Origin of the sequence: Acidovorax sp. 107 (assembly GCF_003058055.1) — a bacterium.
GTDB lineage: Bacteria > Pseudomonadota > Gammaproteobacteria > Burkholderiales > Burkholderiaceae_C > Acidovorax.
In genome coordinates, this window is the sequence record NZ_QBTZ01000001.1 from 4,302,875 (window position 1) to 4,318,690 (window position 15,816).

General features: G+C 63.2%; 17 protein-coding genes and 1 tRNA gene. 8 read left to right on the forward strand and 10 right to left on the reverse strand.

Translation table 11 applies throughout. The features are described 5' to 3' along the window. Positions 1 to 19: 19 nt before the first annotated feature. Positions 20 to 493, reverse strand: coding sequence for a hypothetical protein (locus tag C8C99_RS20100; RefSeq protein WP_108626681.1), 474 nt, complete (start codon positions 491 to 493; stop codon positions 20 to 22). Between the two features lie 237 nt (positions 494 to 730). Here C8C99_RS20100 and greB point away from each other — a divergent pair, with 237 nt between their 5' ends. Beyond that, complete coding sequence (greB, locus tag C8C99_RS20105; RefSeq protein WP_108626682.1) at positions 731 to 1,297, forward strand: transcription elongation factor GreB; 567 nt, start codon at positions 731 to 733, stop codon at positions 1,295 to 1,297. 71 nt (positions 1,298 to 1,368) lie between these two features. On the opposite strand, the gene C8C99_RS20110 is transcribed toward greB, so the two are convergent. From C8C99_RS20110 to C8C99_RS20125, 4 genes are all read right to left on the reverse strand, one after another. After that, positions 1,369 to 3,648: a bifunctional (p)ppGpp synthetase/guanosine-3',5'-bis(diphosphate) 3'-pyrophosphohydrolase gene (locus C8C99_RS20110; protein ID WP_108626683.1), complete on the reverse strand. Its 2,280-nt coding sequence runs from the start codon at positions 3,646 to 3,648 to the stop codon at positions 1,369 to 1,371. A 97-nt stretch (positions 3,649 to 3,745) separates the two neighbouring features. Beyond that, positions 3,746 to 3,949, reverse strand: a complete 204-nt coding sequence (gene rpoZ / locus C8C99_RS20115; RefSeq protein WP_005794722.1) for a DNA-directed RNA polymerase subunit omega — start codon at positions 3,947 to 3,949, stop codon at positions 3,746 to 3,748. Positions 3,950 to 3,965: 16 nt separating this feature from the next. Beyond that, entirely contained in the window at positions 3,966 to 4,586 is a 621-nt protein-coding gene (gene gmk, locus C8C99_RS20120) for a guanylate kinase (RefSeq protein WP_056641300.1), read from the reverse strand. Positions 4,587 to 4,622: 36 nt separating this feature from the next. After that, a complete protein-coding gene (locus C8C99_RS20125) occupies positions 4,623 to 5,525 on the reverse strand; it encodes a YicC/YloC family endoribonuclease (RefSeq protein WP_108626684.1) in 903 nt (300 codons plus the stop codon). Positions 5,526 to 5,615: 90 nt separating this feature from the next. Here C8C99_RS20125 and C8C99_RS20130 point away from each other — a divergent pair, with 90 nt between their 5' ends. The 5 genes from C8C99_RS20130 (at position 5,616) to hemW (ending at position 10,531) form a co-directional block, all read left to right on the forward strand. Further along, positions 5,616 to 6,632: a serine/threonine-protein kinase gene (locus tag C8C99_RS20130; RefSeq protein WP_015012787.1), complete on the forward strand. Its 1,017-nt coding sequence runs from the start codon at positions 5,616 to 5,618 to the stop codon at positions 6,630 to 6,632. 82 nt (positions 6,633 to 6,714) lie between these two features. Next, entirely contained in the window at positions 6,715 to 7,617 is a 903-nt protein-coding gene (locus C8C99_RS20135) for a PP2C family serine/threonine-protein phosphatase (protein WP_056641306.1), read from the forward strand. 131 nt (positions 7,618 to 7,748) lie between these two features. After that, the gene (gene rph, locus C8C99_RS20140) at positions 7,749 to 8,483 is read left to right on the forward strand and encodes a ribonuclease PH (protein ID WP_108626685.1); all 735 of its coding nucleotides are present in this window, start codon (positions 7,749 to 7,751) and stop codon (positions 8,481 to 8,483) included. A 49-nt stretch (positions 8,484 to 8,532) separates the two neighbouring features. Further along, on the forward strand, positions 8,533 to 9,135 hold the full coding sequence (gene rdgB, locus C8C99_RS20145) for an RdgB/HAM1 family non-canonical purine NTP pyrophosphatase (RefSeq protein WP_108626686.1): 603 nt from the start codon (positions 8,533 to 8,535) through the stop codon (positions 9,133 to 9,135). A 148-nt stretch (positions 9,136 to 9,283) separates the two neighbouring features. Then, on the forward strand, positions 9,284 to 10,531 hold the full coding sequence (hemW, locus tag C8C99_RS20150; RefSeq protein ID WP_108627247.1) for a radical SAM family heme chaperone HemW: 1,248 nt from the start codon (positions 9,284 to 9,286) through the stop codon (positions 10,529 to 10,531). Between the two features lie 37 nt (positions 10,532 to 10,568). Here the strand turns inward: hemW and C8C99_RS20155 are convergent, their stop codons facing one another. Beyond that, positions 10,569 to 10,901 (reverse strand): I78 family peptidase inhibitor, encoded by a 333-nt coding sequence (locus tag C8C99_RS20155; protein ID WP_108626687.1) that lies wholly within the window; start codon positions 10,899 to 10,901, stop codon positions 10,569 to 10,571. Positions 10,902 to 11,233: 332 nt separating this feature from the next. Between C8C99_RS20155 and C8C99_RS20160 the strand changes: the two genes are divergently transcribed. Continuing rightward, positions 11,234 to 12,985, forward strand: coding sequence for a diguanylate cyclase domain-containing protein (locus C8C99_RS20160; RefSeq protein ID WP_108626688.1), 1,752 nt, complete (start codon positions 11,234 to 11,236; stop codon positions 12,983 to 12,985). Positions 12,986 to 13,429: 444 nt separating this feature from the next. Beyond that, entirely contained in the window at positions 13,430 to 13,603 is a 174-nt protein-coding gene (locus C8C99_RS24075; protein ID WP_199226465.1) for a hypothetical protein, read from the forward strand. Between the two features lie 48 nt (positions 13,604 to 13,651). Here C8C99_RS24075 and C8C99_RS20165 read toward each other — a convergent pair whose 3' ends face one another. The 4 genes from C8C99_RS20165 to C8C99_RS20180 form a co-directional block, all read right to left on the reverse strand. After that, positions 13,652 to 14,086, reverse strand: a complete 435-nt coding sequence (locus tag C8C99_RS20165; RefSeq protein WP_108627248.1) for a hypothetical protein — start codon at positions 14,084 to 14,086, stop codon at positions 13,652 to 13,654. A gap of 221 nt (positions 14,087 to 14,307) precedes the next feature. Continuing rightward, positions 14,308 to 14,395, reverse strand: a tRNA-Ser gene (locus tag C8C99_RS20170). A 19-nt stretch (positions 14,396 to 14,414) separates the two neighbouring features. Then, positions 14,415 to 15,098 carry an urease accessory protein UreG gene (ureG, locus tag C8C99_RS20175; protein ID WP_056641379.1) on the reverse strand — a complete coding sequence of 228 codons (684 nt, stop codon included), beginning with the start codon at positions 15,096 to 15,098 and terminating at the stop codon, positions 14,415 to 14,417. Then, positions 15,095 to 15,805 carry an urease accessory protein UreF gene (locus C8C99_RS20180; protein ID WP_056641381.1) on the reverse strand — a complete coding sequence of 237 codons (711 nt, stop codon included), beginning with the start codon at positions 15,803 to 15,805 and terminating at the stop codon, positions 15,095 to 15,097. Before C8C99_RS20180 ends, ureG begins: the two co-directional genes overlap by 4 nt. Positions 15,806 to 15,816: the final 11 nt, after the last annotated feature.

Here is a 15,816-nt window from a genome sequence, read left to right on the forward strand (position 1 = left end):
GATAGTGCCTGCCGCTAGTTCATCTGGCGCTGGCATTTGCACCCGCGCACAGAGGCCATCTTCCAAGCGCAGCGGCTACTCTCCCGCCTGTCAGGGTTTCAATGGCGCCATCCATGTAAGTGATCTCAATTTCGTCCAGACGCACACAGTGGACAGAACCGTTGAGCCAAACGTGTTCAAAGGTGCCGCGCTTTTGTTCTCCGGGCTGGAGGGGGCCCACAATTTGCATCCCAGCTTGCACTTTCCCGCTGATGGTGTCTCGTACAGGGTCCCCAACCTTGTTGAACGGGGTCGCTTTGAAAACAACGTACTTCATCGCCTTCGGAGAGGTGTTGTAGAAGCCAACGCGATAGCCAGTAGTGTCGAAGCGTCCGACCTCCAGCCGGTGTCCTTCCATTGTGATGGGTTGCTCAGTGCTGTTCTTAACCTGGGGTGCGGTTGCAACGCATCCGGTGAGTGCCAGGACGGCGGCACAGATCGAAATAAATCTCATGGAACTCCTTGTTTGCGTCAAAGTGTAATGGCGCAACTGAGCCGCAATTGCCATGTTCGCTGATGCCGTGCGCCGTCGATGTGCTACAAAAGCACTTTTGGCTTACAGTGGTGTAGACGGACGTTGGACTCTGGCTTGTGGTCCTGCCAGCCGCACCAATGTTTAAAGCCTGCAATCGCAAGATTGCAGGCTTTTTCATTTGTCCACGCGCAGTGCGCCGATTGGAGAGTTCTGGCGATGAGCAAGGCTTTTACCAAGGAAACCGACAGTGCCGACGATGACGAAGGATTGGCACTGCCTCCTTTGCCGCCTGGCGGCAAAAACTACATCACTCCGTCAGGTTATGCACGCCTGAGGACAGAGCTGTTGGATCTCATCGACAACGAGCGGCCCAAGATCGTGGATGTGGTGCACTGGGCTGCTAGCAATGGAGACCGGTCTGAGAACGGGGACTACCTCTACGGCAAGAAGCGCCTGCGCGAAATTGATCGGCGCATCCGTTTTTTGACCAAGCGGCTCGAGATCGCCGAGGTGGTGGACCCCAGTTTGCATGCGGGCAGTGAACAGGTCTTCTTTGGGGCCACCGTCACCTACTCCGACGACGAGGACGGTGAGCGCACGATCACCATTATGGGCATCGACGAGGCGGACAGTCGTATGGGTCAAGTCAGCTGGATTTCGCCCGTGGCGCGGGCTCTGTTGAAGGCTCGCGTTGGGGATGAGGTACAGCTGCCCACGCCGGGTGGGGTGCGCCATTTGGAGGTGGTGGAGGTGCAGTACCCACCTCGGAGCGCCGCCACATAGCCTGTTTGCGCACAAGCGGCGGCCAGCGCGCCAGTTGTATAGGCCTCAGCTTGATGCGCCGCGCTGAAGCGTCAGGGCTGAGGCGTGATCCTTGCAGCGCGCAGCACCGCCTGTGTGCGGCGCAGGTTGCGCAATGCCAGCTCCAGGTGCGCCTGGTCGCAAACCGCCACGATGAATCGCAGGTCCGTGGTGTCCAAGGCCGCCTCATCGTCCATGTCCACATGGGTGATGTCGGCCTCAGAGTTGGCAAGCTCCGCTGCCACGCGTGCAAGCACCCCCTTGCCGTTGTTCACCGTGACGACCACACCCGTTTCGAACATGCGGGTGGGCTCGTCCGACCAGTCCACCGCAATGAACCGCTCACTGTCTTTGTGTTGCAGGCGCTTGGCCACGCTGCAATGCGCGTTGTGCACCACCAGCCCTTCGCCACGACCCAGATAACCCACGATGCTGTCACCAGGCACTGGGCGGCAGCAGGTGGCGTATTGCACGGAAGCATTCTCGCTACCGTCCAGCGTTACGGCCCCTTGCGACAGGTTTTCGTGGGATGTGTAGCGCTCACGGGTCATGAGCAGGGCGTCCGGACGGTGGCCATGCTCTGACATCAACACCATGAGCCGTTTGGCGACGATGCTGGCAATGCGTTTGCCCAGACCCAGATCGGTCATCAGCTCGCTGCGCGTGCGGTTGCCGGTAAAGCGCAGCAGTTTGTCCCACAGCGGTTGGGTCTCGGCGTTGACGGGGGGCAGCTGTTCGAGGCCTTCCGCGCGAATCGCCTGGGTCAACAGTTTTTCGCCCAGCCCTTCGGACTCGGTTTGGGCCAAGGTCTTGAGGTAGTGACGGATCTTAGACCGCGCACGGCCCGTACGCACAAAACCCAGCCACGCAGGGTTGGGTGTGGAGACCGGGGCAGTGATGATCTCGACCACGTCACCGTTTTTCAGTTCCGTGCGCAGCGGGACCTGCTCGTTGTTAATTTTCGCAGCGGTGGTGCGGTCGCCCACATTGCTGTGAATCGCGTAGGCGAAATCCACTACCGTGGCACCCCGCGGCAAGGCCATGATCTGGCTTTTGGGCGTGAAGACGTACACCGCATCGGGAAACAGGTCCACCTTGACGTGGTCCCAGAACTCCGCCGCATCCCGCGTTTCGTTCTGGATGTCCAGCAGGGACTGCAGCCACTTGGTTCCCAGTCGCTCAGCGGCAGTGCCTTCTCCGTCCTGGGCCTTGTACAGCCAGTGCGCTGCCACGCCGGCTTCGGCAATCACATGCATCTCGTCGGTGCGCATCTGAAACTCGATGTTCACGCCCGAGGGACCAACCAGCGTGGTGTGCAGCGACTGGTAGCCGTTGAGTTTGGCAATCGCGATGTGGTCTTTGAACTTGCCGGGCACCGGCTTGTACATCTGGTGCAAAACACCCAGGGCCGTGTAGCAATCGGTCACGGTGGGTACGATGACCCTGAAGCCGTAGATGTCCGTCACCTGGGCAAAGCTCAGGTGCTTGAGGTCCATCTTTTGATAGATGGCGTACAGCGTTTTCTCGCGTCCAGCCAGGCGCACCTTCATGCCGATCTTGGAGAAGGCAGCATCCACTTCCGCTTGCACTTTTTGAACCAGATCGCGCCGGCGGTTGCGGGATTTGTTGACCGCCTTGGCGAGAGTGGCGTAGCGCCAGGGGTGCAGATGCCGGAACGCCAGGTCCTGCAGTTCACGGTAGGTCTGGTTCAGGCCCAGGCGGTGGGCAATGGGGGCATAGATTTCCAGCGTCTCGGACGAGATGCGGCCCCATTTGCTGCGCGGCATATCCGACAGCGTGCGCATGTTGTGGGTGCGGTCGGCCAGCTTGATGAGGATGACGCGCACATCCCGCGCCATGGCCAGCAGCATTTTGCGAAACGACTCTGCCTGGTTCTCTTCGCGGGTGTTGAACTGCAGTTTGTCCAGCTTGGTCAGGCCGTCCACCAGCTCGGCCACGGGGGCGCCAAACCGGTCGATCAGGTCGGCCTTGGTCACACCGCAGTCTTCCATGGCGTCGTGCAGCAGCGCCGCCATCAGCGCCTGGGCATCGAGCTTCCAGGCTGCGCACTGTGCGGCGACCGCAATGGGGTGGGTGATGTAAGGTTCGCCACTGTTGCGCAATTGCCCCAGATGGGCTTCGTCGGCAAAGCGGTACGCCTGGCGCACCTGTTCGATGCTGGTGGCGTCCAGATAGTCCAGGCTGTCGGTCAGTGCGGCGAAGCTGGCTGCAGCCGCATTGGCGGCCGCAGCGGCCGCCGAAAGATTGCCTGTCGGGGCCGGTTCACCGGGCCGTGGCTGCGTTGCAGAAGGTGAGTTGAGCACCGCGTTCATGCCTTAAATGTAGCGCGGGACAGCGCCAGAGGACTTTTGGGCAAAAAAAAGCACCGCTGGCGCGGTGCTTTTGGATGGGCTTTGCCCAGCAGAACGTTCAACCCGGAACCTTCTTGAGCATCTCCAGGCCCACTTTGCCTTCGGCGATTTCACGCAGGGCGGTCACCGCTGGCTTGTTGCGGCTTTCGATGCGGGGGGCGTGGCCCTGGCTCAGCATGCGGGCGCGGTACGTGGCGGCCAACACAAGCTGGAAGCGGTTGGGGATCTTTTCCAGACAGTCTTCTACGGTGATGCGTGCCATCGTTTACTCCGGGGATTCAGGTGATATTGAGCGACTGGAAGGTGTCAGCACGGGCGCGGCGCTGGGCGGCGTACTTGAGTCGCTGGGCGTGAACTACGGCTTTCAGGTCGAAAAGCGCGCGCTCAAACAACTCATTGATTATAACGAAGTCGAATTTGCTGACTTGGGCCATCTCTTCGGCCGCATTCTTGAGGCGGATTTCGATCACCTCTGGCGTGTCTTCACCACGCCGCTCCAGGCGAGAGCGCAGCTCTTCCCAGCTGGGCGGCAGGATGAACACCAGCACGGCGTTGGCGAAGGCCTCCTTGATCTGCAGCGCACCTTGGAAGTCGATTTCCAGGATCACATCCGAGCCCTGGGCAATGCGCTCTTCGATGGCTTTCTTGGAGGTGCCGTAGCGGTTGCCGTGCACATGCGCCCATTCCACGAAGGCATTGCTCTGCACCATCGCGTCAAACTCGGATTGCGACGCGAAGTAGTAGTCGCGGCCGTGTTTCTCCTGGCCGCGGGGCGCGCGGGTGGTGTGTGAGACCGAGAGGTGAACGTGCGAATCCAGCTCCAGCAGTGCCTTGACCAGGCTGGACTTGCCGGCACCACTGGGGGCTGCCACTACGATGAGATTTCCAGGATAGTCCATGGTTGATGTGCGCCAGGCGCTATCAAAAAATGAGTGTTATTCGATATTTTGCACTTGCTCGCGCATCTGCTCGATCAGCACCTTCATGTCCACGCTGATGCGGGTGAGGTCGAGCGCGGCAGATTTGGAGCCCAGCGTGTTGGCTTCGCGGTGCAGCTCCTGGATCAGGAAGTCGAGGCGTTTGCCCACCTCACCGCCCTTTTTCAGCAGGCGCTCAATTTCGTCCAGGTGCGAATCCAGCCGCGTGATCTCTTCGGCCACGTCGATGCGGATGGCAAACGCTGTGGCTTCGGTCAGAGCGCGGTCGCGGGCGGCCTCGGGCAGGGTGGCGCCGTCGGTGAGGGCCATGGCCTCTTTCCAGCGTTCCATGAAGCGCAGGCGCTGCTGCTCCACCAGCAGGGGAACCATGGGAACGGCCTGTTCGGCCAAGGCGCGCAACTGTTTGACGCGATCCAGCAGCATGGTCGCCAAGCGCTTGCCTTCGCGCTCGCGCGCGGCCAGCAAGGCGGCGAGGGCTTCTTCGGCCAGGGCCGGAACGGCCTCGCTCCAGTCTTCGGTGCCCGAATGCGCGTTGGCGCACAGGCGCAAGGCATCGGCCACGGTGAGAGGCGCCGCGCTGGGCAGCCAGGCCCGGACGGAATCCTGCAGTGAGTTGAGACGCTGCAATAGCCGTGCGGGCGGGTCTTGCAGGCTGTTGTTGTCGTCGGTGTCGAGGGCGGCGCGCACTTCGACCTTGCCGCGCTTCAGGCGCGCGGTGAGCAGGCTGCGCAACGTGGGCTCCATGGCGCGCAGCTCGTCGGGCAGGCGGAACGACAGGTCCAGAAAGCGGCTGTTGACGGATCGGATTTCCAGTCCCAGCCTGCGCGTCTGGGGGGCGCGGGCGTCGGTTTCAGCGCCAGTGGCAGATGCGCCATGCTGTGCGCTGGCGTATCCGGTCATGCTGTAAACTGGCATTGGACTTTTTGATGGTTGCTTGCGATCCGGCGATTATCCGGGTTCCGCCTTACCCCCGAATCATCTTCGCAAAATATGTCAAAAATCAAACCGGCCCCCTTGCCGCCCGATACCGCAATTGGCGGCTACCGTGTGGTGCGCCGGTTGTCCTCCGGTGGTTTTGGTGTGGTCTATCTGGCCCTCGACGCCGAAGGCCAGCAGGTGGCCATCAAGGAATACCTGCCTTCTTCTCTGGCAACCCGCGCTCCGGGTGAGTTGCTTCCCAAGGTTCCGCCCGAAAAGCTTTCGCTGTATCGCTTGGGGCTCAAGAGCTTCTTTGAAGAGGGCCGCTCGCTGGCGCAGATCTCGCACGCCTCGGTGGTGAGCGTGCTCAATTTCTTCCGCGAGAACGAAACCGTCTATATGGTGATGAACTACCTGGAGGGCGCGACCCTGCAGGACTTCATCATCACCGCCCGCGACCTCAAGACCCAGAAGGTGTTCCGCGAGTCCACCATCCGCTCGCTGTTTGACGAGGTGCTGCGCGGCCTGCGCATCGTGCACCAGCACAAGATGCTGCACCTGGACATCAAGCCCGCCAACATCTTCATCACCGATGACAACAAGGCCGTGATGATTGACTTCGGCGCGGCGCGTGAAGTGCTGAGCAAGGAAGGCAATTTCATCCGCCCCATGTACACCCCCGGCTTTGCAGCGCCAGAGATGTACCGGCGCGATTCGCAGATGGGGCCGTGGACGGACATCTACGCCATCGGCGCCTGTATCTATGCCTGCATGCAAGGCTTTCCGCCCAACGAGGCGCCGCAGCGGGTGGACAAGGACCGCCTGTCGCTGGCGCTGACCAAGCTGCGCGGTGTGTACTCCGACAACCTGATCGAGGTGGTCGAGTGGTGCATGGCGCTCGACCCGCTGTCCCGTCCCCAGTCGGTGTTCGCCTTGCAAAAGGAGCTCAGCCGCGAGGGGGAGCGCCGCTACACCAAGCTCACCGTGGCCGAGAAGATGCGACTGCAGCTCGACACCCTGGTGTCCGACACCAAGAAGAATGTGCAGAAGGTGGGTGAAGCCACCGGAATCGGAGCCAAGCCCAAATGAACCCGGTGCACGCAATGCAGGTTCGGGCGAGGCATGTGTCCATGGATGGCGCCCCGGTGCATCCTTGTTTGCGTGAGTCCCTATGAAGTTCTCGGTATTCCAGATCAGCCGCCGCGGCGGCCGCGAGAAGAACGAAGACCGCATGGGCTATTGCTACACGCGCGAATCGGGCCTGTTTGTGTTGGCCGACGGCATGGGCGGCCACCCCGAGGGCGAGGTGGCCGCGCAGATCGCGCTGCAGACCATCTCGGCACTGTTCCAGCGCCAGGCCAAGCCCCAGCTCAAGGATGTGCAGGAGTTCCTGTCGGGCGCGCTGCTCGCGGCGCACCACCAGATCCTGCGCTACGCCACAGAAAAAGGCATGCTCGACACACCGCGCACCACCCTGGTTGCGGCGGTGTTGCAGGCCGGTACCGCCACCTGGATCCACTGCGGCGATTCGCGCCTGTACATGGTGCGCGATGGCGACCTGCTGACCCGTACGAGGGACCACTCGTACATGGAACTGCGCAACACGCCGCCGCCCGGGTTGGAGCGCATCAACCGCAACGTGTTGTTCACCTGCCTGGGCTCGCCCACCAAGCCCATCTACGACATCACCGGCCCGGTGTACTTGGAGCAGGGCGACCGGATCCTGTTGTGCTCTGACGGCCTGTGGGGCACGCTGAGCGACGACGAAATCGCCAAGCAGCTGGGCCGCAACACCGTATCGCACGCCGTGCCCGAGCTGGTGGAAGACGCCCTGCGCAAAGCCGGGGACAGCAGCGACAACGTGACGGTGATCGCCCTGGAGTGGGAGACGCCAGACGCGTTCGAGTCCACCCAGGGGGTGTCCACCGACAGCATCAGCGATGACGTGTTCGCCTCCACCATCCAGGCCGGTCCGCTCGATGGGCTGGTGGACGACCTGGACGACGCCGCCATCGAGCGCTCGATTGCCGAAATCAACGAGGCGATTCGCCGCTCTGCGGCCCGCAAAGCCTGACGGATGTGATGGGCCCGGCCGAGGCTGCGCAGCCTCGTGCACTGGGCTGATGCCTGTCAGTTGAACCGTTCCGTTTGCTGGCGTGCGCTTTGGGCGACGCTTGGAAGGCATTTTCTGAACACCCAAGAACCATGACCACTTTCATTCGCACCGGCAACCGCGCCGCCAACCAACTGCGCCCTGTGCGCATCACGCGCCACTACACCATGCACGCCGAGGGCTCGGTGCTGATCGAGTTTGGCAACACCAAGGTGCTCTGCACCGCCTCGGTGGAAGAGCGCGTTCCCCCGCACAAACGCGGCAGTGGCGAAGGCTGGGTGACGGCGGAATACGGCATGCTGCCGCGCGCCACCCACACCCGCAGTGACCGCGAGGCCGCGCGCGGCAAGCAGACGGGCCGCACGCAGGAGATCCAGCGCCTGATTGGCCGCAGCCTGCGCGCCGTGTTTGACCTCAAATTGCTGGGCGAGCGCACCATACAGCTCGACTGCGACGTGATCCAGGCCGACGGCGGCACACGCACCGCCGCCATCACGGGCGCGTGGGTGGCCGCGCAGGATGCGGTCCACCAGCTGCTGGCCAGCGGCAAGATCACCCAGTCGCCGCTGCTACAACCCGTGGCGGCGATTTCGGTGGGCATCGTGCAGGGCACGCCGCTGCTGGACCTGGAATATGTGGAAGACGTGGATTGCGACACCGATATGAACGTGGTGATGACCGGCGCGGGCCACTATGTGGAGGTGCAGGGCACGGCTGAGGGCGTGGCCTTTACCCGCGCCGAGATGGACCAGCTGCTGGGCCTGGCCGAACAGGGCATTGCCCAACTGGTGCAGCTGCAGCAGCAGGCGTTGCAAGATACTCCTTAATTGATAGCTGCCAGCGAATATTTCACTAGCGCTTGCGGCCATTTTGACCATGAAAATTGTTCTAGCATCCAACAACCGAGGCAAGCTGGCCGAGTTGCAGGCCATGTTTGCGCCCCTGGGCGTGGAGCTGGTGCGCCAAGCCGATCTGGGCGTGGGTGAGGCCGAGGAGCCCTTCCGCACCTTTGTCGAAAACGCCCTGGCCAAGGCACGGTTTGCGTCGGAGCACACAGGCCTGCCCGCGCTGGCCGACGATGCCGGCATGTGCGTGGATGCCTTTGGCGGCCTGCCGGGTGTAGACACCGCGTATTACTGCACCCAGTTCGGCTATGAGAAAAGCGATGACAACAACGTGCGTGCCCTGCTGGAGCAATTGCAAGGCGTGACCAACCGCCGCGCCGCCATGGTCAGCACCCTGGTCGCCGTGCGCAGCCCGCAAGACCCCGAGCCGCTGATTGCCGTGGGCCGCGTGGTCGGCGAGATCACCACCGAACCCCGGGGCAGCAACGGCTTTGGCTTCGACCCCGTGATGTTCATCCCCGAGTTCGGCAAGACCTTTGCCGAGCTGCCCGTGGAGGTGAAAAACGCCCACAGCCACCGGGGCCGCTCGGCCGCGCAAATGCTGGCGCTGATGCGCGAGCGCTGGTTGGCATGAAATCCCCCCTGAGTCGCTTTGCGCCTTCCCCCCAAGGGGGGACACCGCCAGCGCGGCGGGGCGGCCCTTGCGCGGCGGTCGTGCGCGCGACAGCTCCCGCTGCAAGCAGCTACTGTGGCGCGAGCGCTATGAACCTTTGATGCTTGAAATGGCTATTCCTATCATTCCTGCTGCTGATGATGCGCCCGCTGTGGTGCGCGACATCCAGCATTACATGCGCCCGGGCCTGCTGCAGCTGCCCAGCCTGCCGCCGCTGTCGCTGTACGTGCACCTGCCCTGGTGCCTCAAGAAGTGCCCGTACTGCGACTTCAACTCGCATGAATTCCGCGCGGGTGCCAGCACCGGCGGCGAGGTGCCCGAGCAGCGCTACATCGACGCCCTGATGGCCGACCTGGAGGCTGCGCTGCCCTTGGTCTGGGGGCGGTCCGTGCACAGCATCTTCATCGGCGGTGGCACGCCCAGCCTGTTCTCGCCCGCAGCCATCGACCGGCTGATCGGCGACATTCGCGCCCGCCTGCGGCTGGAGCCCGATTGCGAGATCACGATGGAGGCGAATCCCGGCACGTTCGAGAAAGACCGGTTTCGCGCCTTCCGTGCGGCGGGCGTTACCCGCCTGTCGGTGGGGGTGCAGAGCTTCAATGACCAGCACCTGAAGGCCCTGGGCCGCGTGCACGACCGCGCCCAGGCGATGGCGGCGGTGGAGGAGGCCGCTGCGTCCTTCGACACCTTCAACCTTGACATCATGTACGCCCTGCCGGGCCAGACGCTGCCAGAGCTGGAGCAGGACCTGCAGACCGCGCTGGCGTTCAAGCCGCCGCACATCTCCATCTACCACCTCACCATCGAGCCCAACACCTACTTCGCCAAGTTCCCCCCGGCCATCCCCGAGGACGACCAGGCATACGCCATGCTCGACCGCATCACCGAGATGACGGGCCAGGCGGGGATGGCACGGTACGAGATTTCTGCCTATGCCCAGCCGGGCCACCAGTGTTTTCACAACACCAACTACTGGCAGTTTGGCGACTACCTGGGCATCGGCGCGGGTGCGCACAGCAAGCTCAGCTTTGCCCACCGCGTGGTGCGGCAGGTACGCTTTCGGGACCCGGCGCGCTACATGGACAACGCCCTGGCCGGCCATGCCGTGGCACAGGACGACGAGGTGCGCCGCGCCGATCTGCCTTTTGAATACATGCTCAACGCCCTGCGTTTGCGCGAGGGCTTTGCGCTGCAGGACTTCATGGCACGAACGGGCCTGCCCGTCACTGCCATCGCCAAGGGTCTGGAGGCCGCCGAGCGCAAGGGCCTGATAGAGCGCGACATGGCGCGCGTGCGGCCGACGGAGCGGGGCTTTGACTTTCTGAGCGATCTGCAGGAATTGTTTCTGGTGGACTGACCGGGTCCCTCAGGCCAATCTGCAGCGTGCGGCGAGCTCAACCGCACTTTGCCGCAAGGATGCGGCCGTTGCCATCCACTTCCAGGTTCAGCCGCTGGGTGTCGTACTCCTTGGTGATGATCTGCCCTGGGCGCAGGATGCGCGCGGTCTGGGCGCCCGAGCGTTGCCGCGCTGACTCCACCACCGACGCCGTGCCGTTTTGCCCCACCGCAAACTGTGCGGGCTGGGCGTTGCACATGCCTCCGGGCGTCGCGGCCGCAGGTGCCTGGCCGGCGGGTGATGCCGGTGTTTGTCCGTAGCCCGCGCAACCGGTGACGGCGGCTCCCAGGGCCAGGCAGCAGGCAAGGGCAAAAGGGGGGGCTTTCTTCATGCGACAGGCTCCTGAATGCGAAACGCCCACCATAGCGGAACGCTGGCGTGTTGAGCGGTGGGTTGCGGTAAGGACCGGTTTCCAGCCGTAACGGAGATGCCCCCGGTCGTACGGGTGCTGGCTTTTCTTGATGCGCATCAAGCACCTGTGGTGCTGATGCAACACAACGTACCGCCGTGGGCCGGAGCGGGGCGCTGAGATGGTTTCTGGCGGGGTCGGCTCCGCACAATCAAGCGGCCCGTGTAGCGCACCGGTGGTGGCAACCCCCTCGCCATCGGGGCCAATGTGTTGCTCGGGTTTGTGTTGACCGTGACTTATCGAACCTCCTGACCATGCCTGAAGATTCCCGCCTTCGCCTCATCCGTGCCTTGGGGGACACCCTGGACGGTTTGGACGTGGCCCTGTGTGCGTTCGATGAAGCTGACTGCACCATTGCCTGGAACAGCACCTTCTTCAAGTTCTTTCCGGAGCACGCGGGGCATGTGTATGTTGGCGAGCCCTACGAGGCCAATCTGCGCCGCTTCTACCACCAGCGGCTTGATGCGCAGGAGCTGCCCAACATCGAGCGCTACATCACGGCCGGCGTAGAGCGCCACCGGGCGCAGACGCGTCCCTACAAGTTCGAGCACCGGGGGCTGCGTGTTCATGTGTCGTCGTTGCCCATCGAAGGGGTGGGGCGGGTGCGCGTGTGGCGTGCCGAGGCACTTTCAGTCACCAACGCCCCCGTTGTCGATGCCGCGCCGGCGGGCCCCGACATCCATGAGCCGGGCTACCTGCGCAGTCCGGTGATCGAAAGCACCGAACTGTTCGACCGCATCCCTGATGGGCTGATGATCTGCGCCGAAGATCAGCGCATTCAATGGGTGAACCAGCCCTTCATGCTGATGTACGGTCTGTCGGACCGTACTGCTGCCGTGGGCCAGGCATTTGATGAGGTGTACCGCCACGCATGGTCTGTCGCGGGCGAGGGCGACATGGCGCCGTTCTACGACGGCCTGTCTACTTTGCAAGAGCACATGCGTTTTGCCGGGGCTCCGTTTGAGGTGCCCCTGCCCCGCAGTCGCTGGAGCCGCGTTATTGCCAAGCAGGGCATCGACGGCACCGTGTTCTACGCCCATGTGGACATCACCGAACTCAAGCGCCAGCAGCGCTTGCTGGCACTGGCCGAACGCAGTGCCCGCGACAGCGAGGCGCAGCTGCGCGAGAAATCCATCTTGCTCGAAGCCACGCTGGAGCACATGGACCAGGGCGTTGCAAAGATCAGTGCCTCCGGCGTGGTCGAACTGTGCAACCGCCGCGCGCTGGAACTGCTGGAGCTGCCCGCCGAACTGATGGCATCCAAACCCACGCTGGTGAACGTGCTGGCCTACCTGCGCGCGCGGGGCGAGTTCCACGGAGCCTCCCAGGATATCCAGGACATGCTGCTGCACAGCAATGGCGGGCTCGATCAACATCAGGTGTATGACCGCCCCCGGCCCGATGGCCGCATCCTGGAGGTTCAGACCGTGCCCATCAAGGGCGGCGGCGCGTTGCGTACCTTCACCGATGTCACCCAGCGCAAGCAGGCCGAGCTGCAGATCCGCCACGTCGCAGAGCACGACGGCCTGACGGGCTTGCTCAACCGCACCGCCTTCTTGCAGGCGCTGCAGGCAGCCGCCACCGATGTGCATCGCCTGGGCCGAGGTTTTGCCGTGTTGTATGTGGATCTGGACGGGTTCAAACCCGTCAACGACCGCTACGGGCACGCGGTGGGCGACCAGTTGCTGATGTGGGTGGCCCGGCAACTGACACAGGCCGCGCGCGAGGATGACGTGGTGGCGCGGCTGGGCGGTGACGAGTTTGCGCTGCTGCAACGGGGGGTATCCGACCGCGAAAGCGCCCACCGCCTGGCCGACCGCTTGGTGCAGGCCCTGGGTCAGCCCACCGAGATCGAAGCGCACGCCCTGCAGATCGGGGCGTCCGTCGGCATTGTTCTGTCTCCCAGCGACGGCACCGAGGCCGAAGAACTCCTGCGCAAGGCCGATTCCGCGATGTATCTGGCCAAAGCCACCGGAAGGGGCTGCGCGCGGATCTATGGCACCTGAGTTGAGAGCCGGGGTGCTATGGTGATTGCTGTGCGGCTGAATAGGCTGGGTCCATACGCCGCAGCGCTGATCGTCTGCGTGGCTCATGCGTGCAGGGCGCGAGAGGAATCGGCCTCGTCCTACACGCCTATGCCGAGCCCCGTTCTAACATCCGCCTGTCGATACCCCTCGACATCCCTCCCGCTTGCATCGCGCAAGTGTTCAGCCCGCAAGTTGCGGGCTTTTTTTTGCCACACGCCGCGAGGAATCCTCTGCTCGAATTGATCGGAGAGTGTGCGTCACGGAGCTGAGCGGAGCGGGTGCTTAGTGGGGATGGCCGAAAAGAGCGACCGCACTGTAAGCCCTTTGCTGCGGAGCAAGGCCCCGGAGCCCATCTGTTGGCACCATAGCGGGTATCGGTGATGCCGTCATCACCCAGCCATCGCAGCGCGCTACACAACAAGAATGATTCTGTACAAACCCGGCACGCAATTTCTCTACAAGGGTCGCACGGTCAGTGTGGACTACGTCATCATCAAACGCACTGGTCTGTGGATCCGGCTGGCACAGACCGAAGAAGTGTGCCGCCCCGAAGATTTGATCCCGATTGCGCCCCAGTCGATGGGCTTGGCCAGGTAAAGCGAGGCCGCTAGTGGCCCATCGCACCCAAGCAAACCGTCCAGGTCGTTACCTGAGCTGCTGGGATAGCCATAGCAGGCCCCAGACAATCGCCACCAATTGCACCAGATTGACCAACAACGCTGCCGAGTGCACGCGGCGAAAGTGCTGGATGGCACTGCTGCTGCTCGCTTCGATTTGGGCTCCCAGTTGCTGCATTGCCTGCAGCAAGTGCTTGCGCAACAGCGCGACGACACAGGCATTGATCGCCACGCCGATGGCGAAGGGGTACCTGCCCCAGAGCGCGTAGCTGACCAAAGCACCCAGTGACGTCCAAAACGCCGCACGGTAGTACACGCTGAAAAACCCCCGAACGAACCGCGCGTCCAGTGGAGTGTCATGTTTCAGTGTGAGAAGGGGCAGACCACCCATCAAGAAATAGGCGGTGGTGACCAACAGGGCCACCGTGAAAAAGAACGAGGCGTAGATGGCAGGCGACAACATCATTCTCCCTGCGGAACTGTGGGCCACTGGCGGTAGTGGACTGGCTCCGAATTTCTGCGTCCTGCCCATGGATGTGGCGAGGCTTGGGCAAACGACAGTCTACGGGGCCACTGCGTTCTTGTGAATCCGGTGGGGGGTAAGGCAGGGATTTCAGCAACAAGCAGGTTGCCGTGCCGGCCTTTGTGCACATTTCGCTGTCGAAAATGTGTGGGGCAAAGAACTGGCGGAGACTGTGAGATTCGAACTCACGGACGGTTGCCCGTCGGCAGTTTTCAAGACTGCTGGTTTAAACCACTCACCCAAGTCTCCGGGAGGGAAGGCGCGAATTCTAGCCGACTGCGGGTGCTGATTTCTTTTGCAGCATGCCCCGGGTCTCGATGAACTTCACCACGTCGGCCACGCCCGCCAGGGTCTTGAGGTTGGTCATTACAAACGGCTTGAGGCCGTGGGCGTTGGTGCGCATGCGGGTCGTGTCGGCGTGCATCACCTCCAGGTTGGCGCCGACATGGGGGGCCAGGTCGGTCTTGTTGATGATGAACAGGTCGCTCTTGGTGATGCCGGGGCCGCCCTTGCGTGGGATTTTTTCGCCCGCTGCCACGTCGATGACGTAGATGGTGAGGTCGCTCAGTTCGGGGCTGAAGGTAGCGGCCAGGTTGTCGCCGCCGCTTTCGACGAACACGATGTCGGCGTTGGGGAATTCGCCCAGCATGCGGTCGATGGCTTCGAGGTTGATGGAGCAGTCTTCGCGGATGGCGGTGTGGGGGCAGCCGCCGGTTTCCACGCCCAGGATGCGCTCAGCGGGGAGGGCGCCGCTGACTGTGAGCAGGCGCTGGTCTTCCTTGGTGTAGATGTCGTTGGTGATGGCGATGAGGTCGTAGTCATCGCGCATGGTCTTGCACAGCATTTCCAGCAGCGTGGTCTTGCCGGAGCCTACGGGGCCGCCGATGCCCACGCGCAGGGGGGGCAGGTTTTTGGTGCGGTTGGGGATGTGGTGCAGGTTGCTGGTGGTCATGATCGGAAGAGGCGGGAGTATTGGGTTTCGTGCTGGGCCGACAGGATGGCCAGCATGGGCGAGAAGGCCTGGCGTTCGCTGTCCATCAGGCCCACGGCGTGGTCGGCTGCGGCGGGGATCGCGTCGGCCAGCCGGGCCAGGATGCGCTGGCCTGCGCTTTGGCCCAGTTGCATGGATTTGAGGGCGGCCTGCACCATGTTCTCCGCCCAGCCGAAAGCGTAGGCCAGCAGGACGTCGCGAACGGGCGCCTGGGTGTTGGAGGCGGCCAGTGCGAATGCCACAGGGTAGGTGGGGGGCAATGCGGCCAGGTGGCGCACGGCGGGCATCAAGGTCTCGTCGCCCTGGTTCTGATTGCGCAGCCAGTCGGCCATCGATCGGCCCATTTGCTCGGTCTGCAGGCGCAGCTCGCTCGTTTCGCGGGTGTGCAGCACCCAGTCGTTCAGTTCGCGCACATGTGCCCAGTCGGCGCGCCGCCACGCAACCACGGCCTTGGCGATGAGGGCCATGTCGCCCCGGGCTTGGGTGATATGCAGTTGGTCCAGCAGCCAGTCGCCCACGGCGGCTTCGCTGGCCAGGCCCGCGTTTTCAATGGCGCTTTCCAGCCCCTCGGAGTACGAGAACCCGCCCACGGGCAGCGCGGGCGAGGCCAGCCACATCAGCTGCAAGAAGCTGGCGGCGGGCAGGGGCTTGGGGCGGTCCAGGCGCATGGAGCGGGGAG

Excerpts from the sequence above, each read along its gene's own strand:
- rph (WP_108626685.1), top strand. The coding sequence starts at position 7,749 with ATGACCACTTTCATTCGCACCGGCAACCGCGCCGCCAACCAACTGCGC.
- C8C99_RS24075 (WP_199226465.1), top strand. The coding sequence starts at position 13,430 with ATGATTCTGTACAAACCCGGCACGCAATTTCTCTACAAGGGTCGCACG.
- C8C99_RS20180 (WP_056641381.1), bottom strand. The coding sequence starts at position 15,805 with ATGCGCCTGGACCGCCCCAAGCCCCTGCCCGCCGCCAGCTTCTTGCAG.
- rpoZ (WP_005794722.1), bottom strand. The coding sequence starts at position 3,949 with ATGGCACGCATCACCGTAGAAGACTGTCTGGAAAAGATCCCCAACCGC.
- C8C99_RS20125 (WP_108626684.1), bottom strand. The coding sequence starts at position 5,525 with ATGACCGGATACGCCAGCGCACAGCATGGCGCATCTGCCACTGGCGCT.
- hemW (WP_108627247.1), top strand. The coding sequence starts at position 9,284 with ATGGCTATTCCTATCATTCCTGCTGCTGATGATGCGCCCGCTGTGGTG.
- rdgB (WP_108626686.1), top strand. The coding sequence starts at position 8,533 with ATGAAAATTGTTCTAGCATCCAACAACCGAGGCAAGCTGGCCGAGTTG.
- C8C99_RS20110 (WP_108626683.1), bottom strand. The coding sequence starts at position 3,648 with ATGAACGCGGTGCTCAACTCACCTTCTGCAACGCAGCCACGGCCCGGT.
- ureG (WP_056641379.1), bottom strand. The coding sequence starts at position 15,098 with ATGACCACCAGCAACCTGCACCACATCCCCAACCGCACCAAAAACCTG.
- C8C99_RS20135 (WP_056641306.1), top strand. The coding sequence starts at position 6,715 with ATGAAGTTCTCGGTATTCCAGATCAGCCGCCGCGGCGGCCGCGAGAAG.
- C8C99_RS20155 (WP_108626687.1), bottom strand. The coding sequence starts at position 10,901 with ATGAAGAAAGCCCCCCCTTTTGCCCTTGCCTGCTGCCTGGCCCTGGGA.
- gmk (WP_056641300.1), bottom strand. The coding sequence starts at position 4,586 with ATGGACTATCCTGGAAATCTCATCGTAGTGGCAGCCCCCAGTGGTGCC.
- C8C99_RS20130 (WP_015012787.1), top strand. The coding sequence starts at position 5,616 with ATGTCAAAAATCAAACCGGCCCCCTTGCCGCCCGATACCGCAATTGGC.
- C8C99_RS20160 (WP_108626688.1), top strand. The coding sequence starts at position 11,234 with ATGCCTGAAGATTCCCGCCTTCGCCTCATCCGTGCCTTGGGGGACACC.
- C8C99_RS20165 (WP_108627248.1), bottom strand. The coding sequence starts at position 14,086 with ATGTTGTCGCCTGCCATCTACGCCTCGTTCTTTTTCACGGTGGCCCTG.
- C8C99_RS20100 (WP_108626681.1), bottom strand. The coding sequence starts at position 493 with ATGAGATTTATTTCGATCTGTGCCGCCGTCCTGGCACTCACCGGATGC.
- greB (WP_108626682.1), top strand. The coding sequence starts at position 731 with ATGAGCAAGGCTTTTACCAAGGAAACCGACAGTGCCGACGATGACGAA.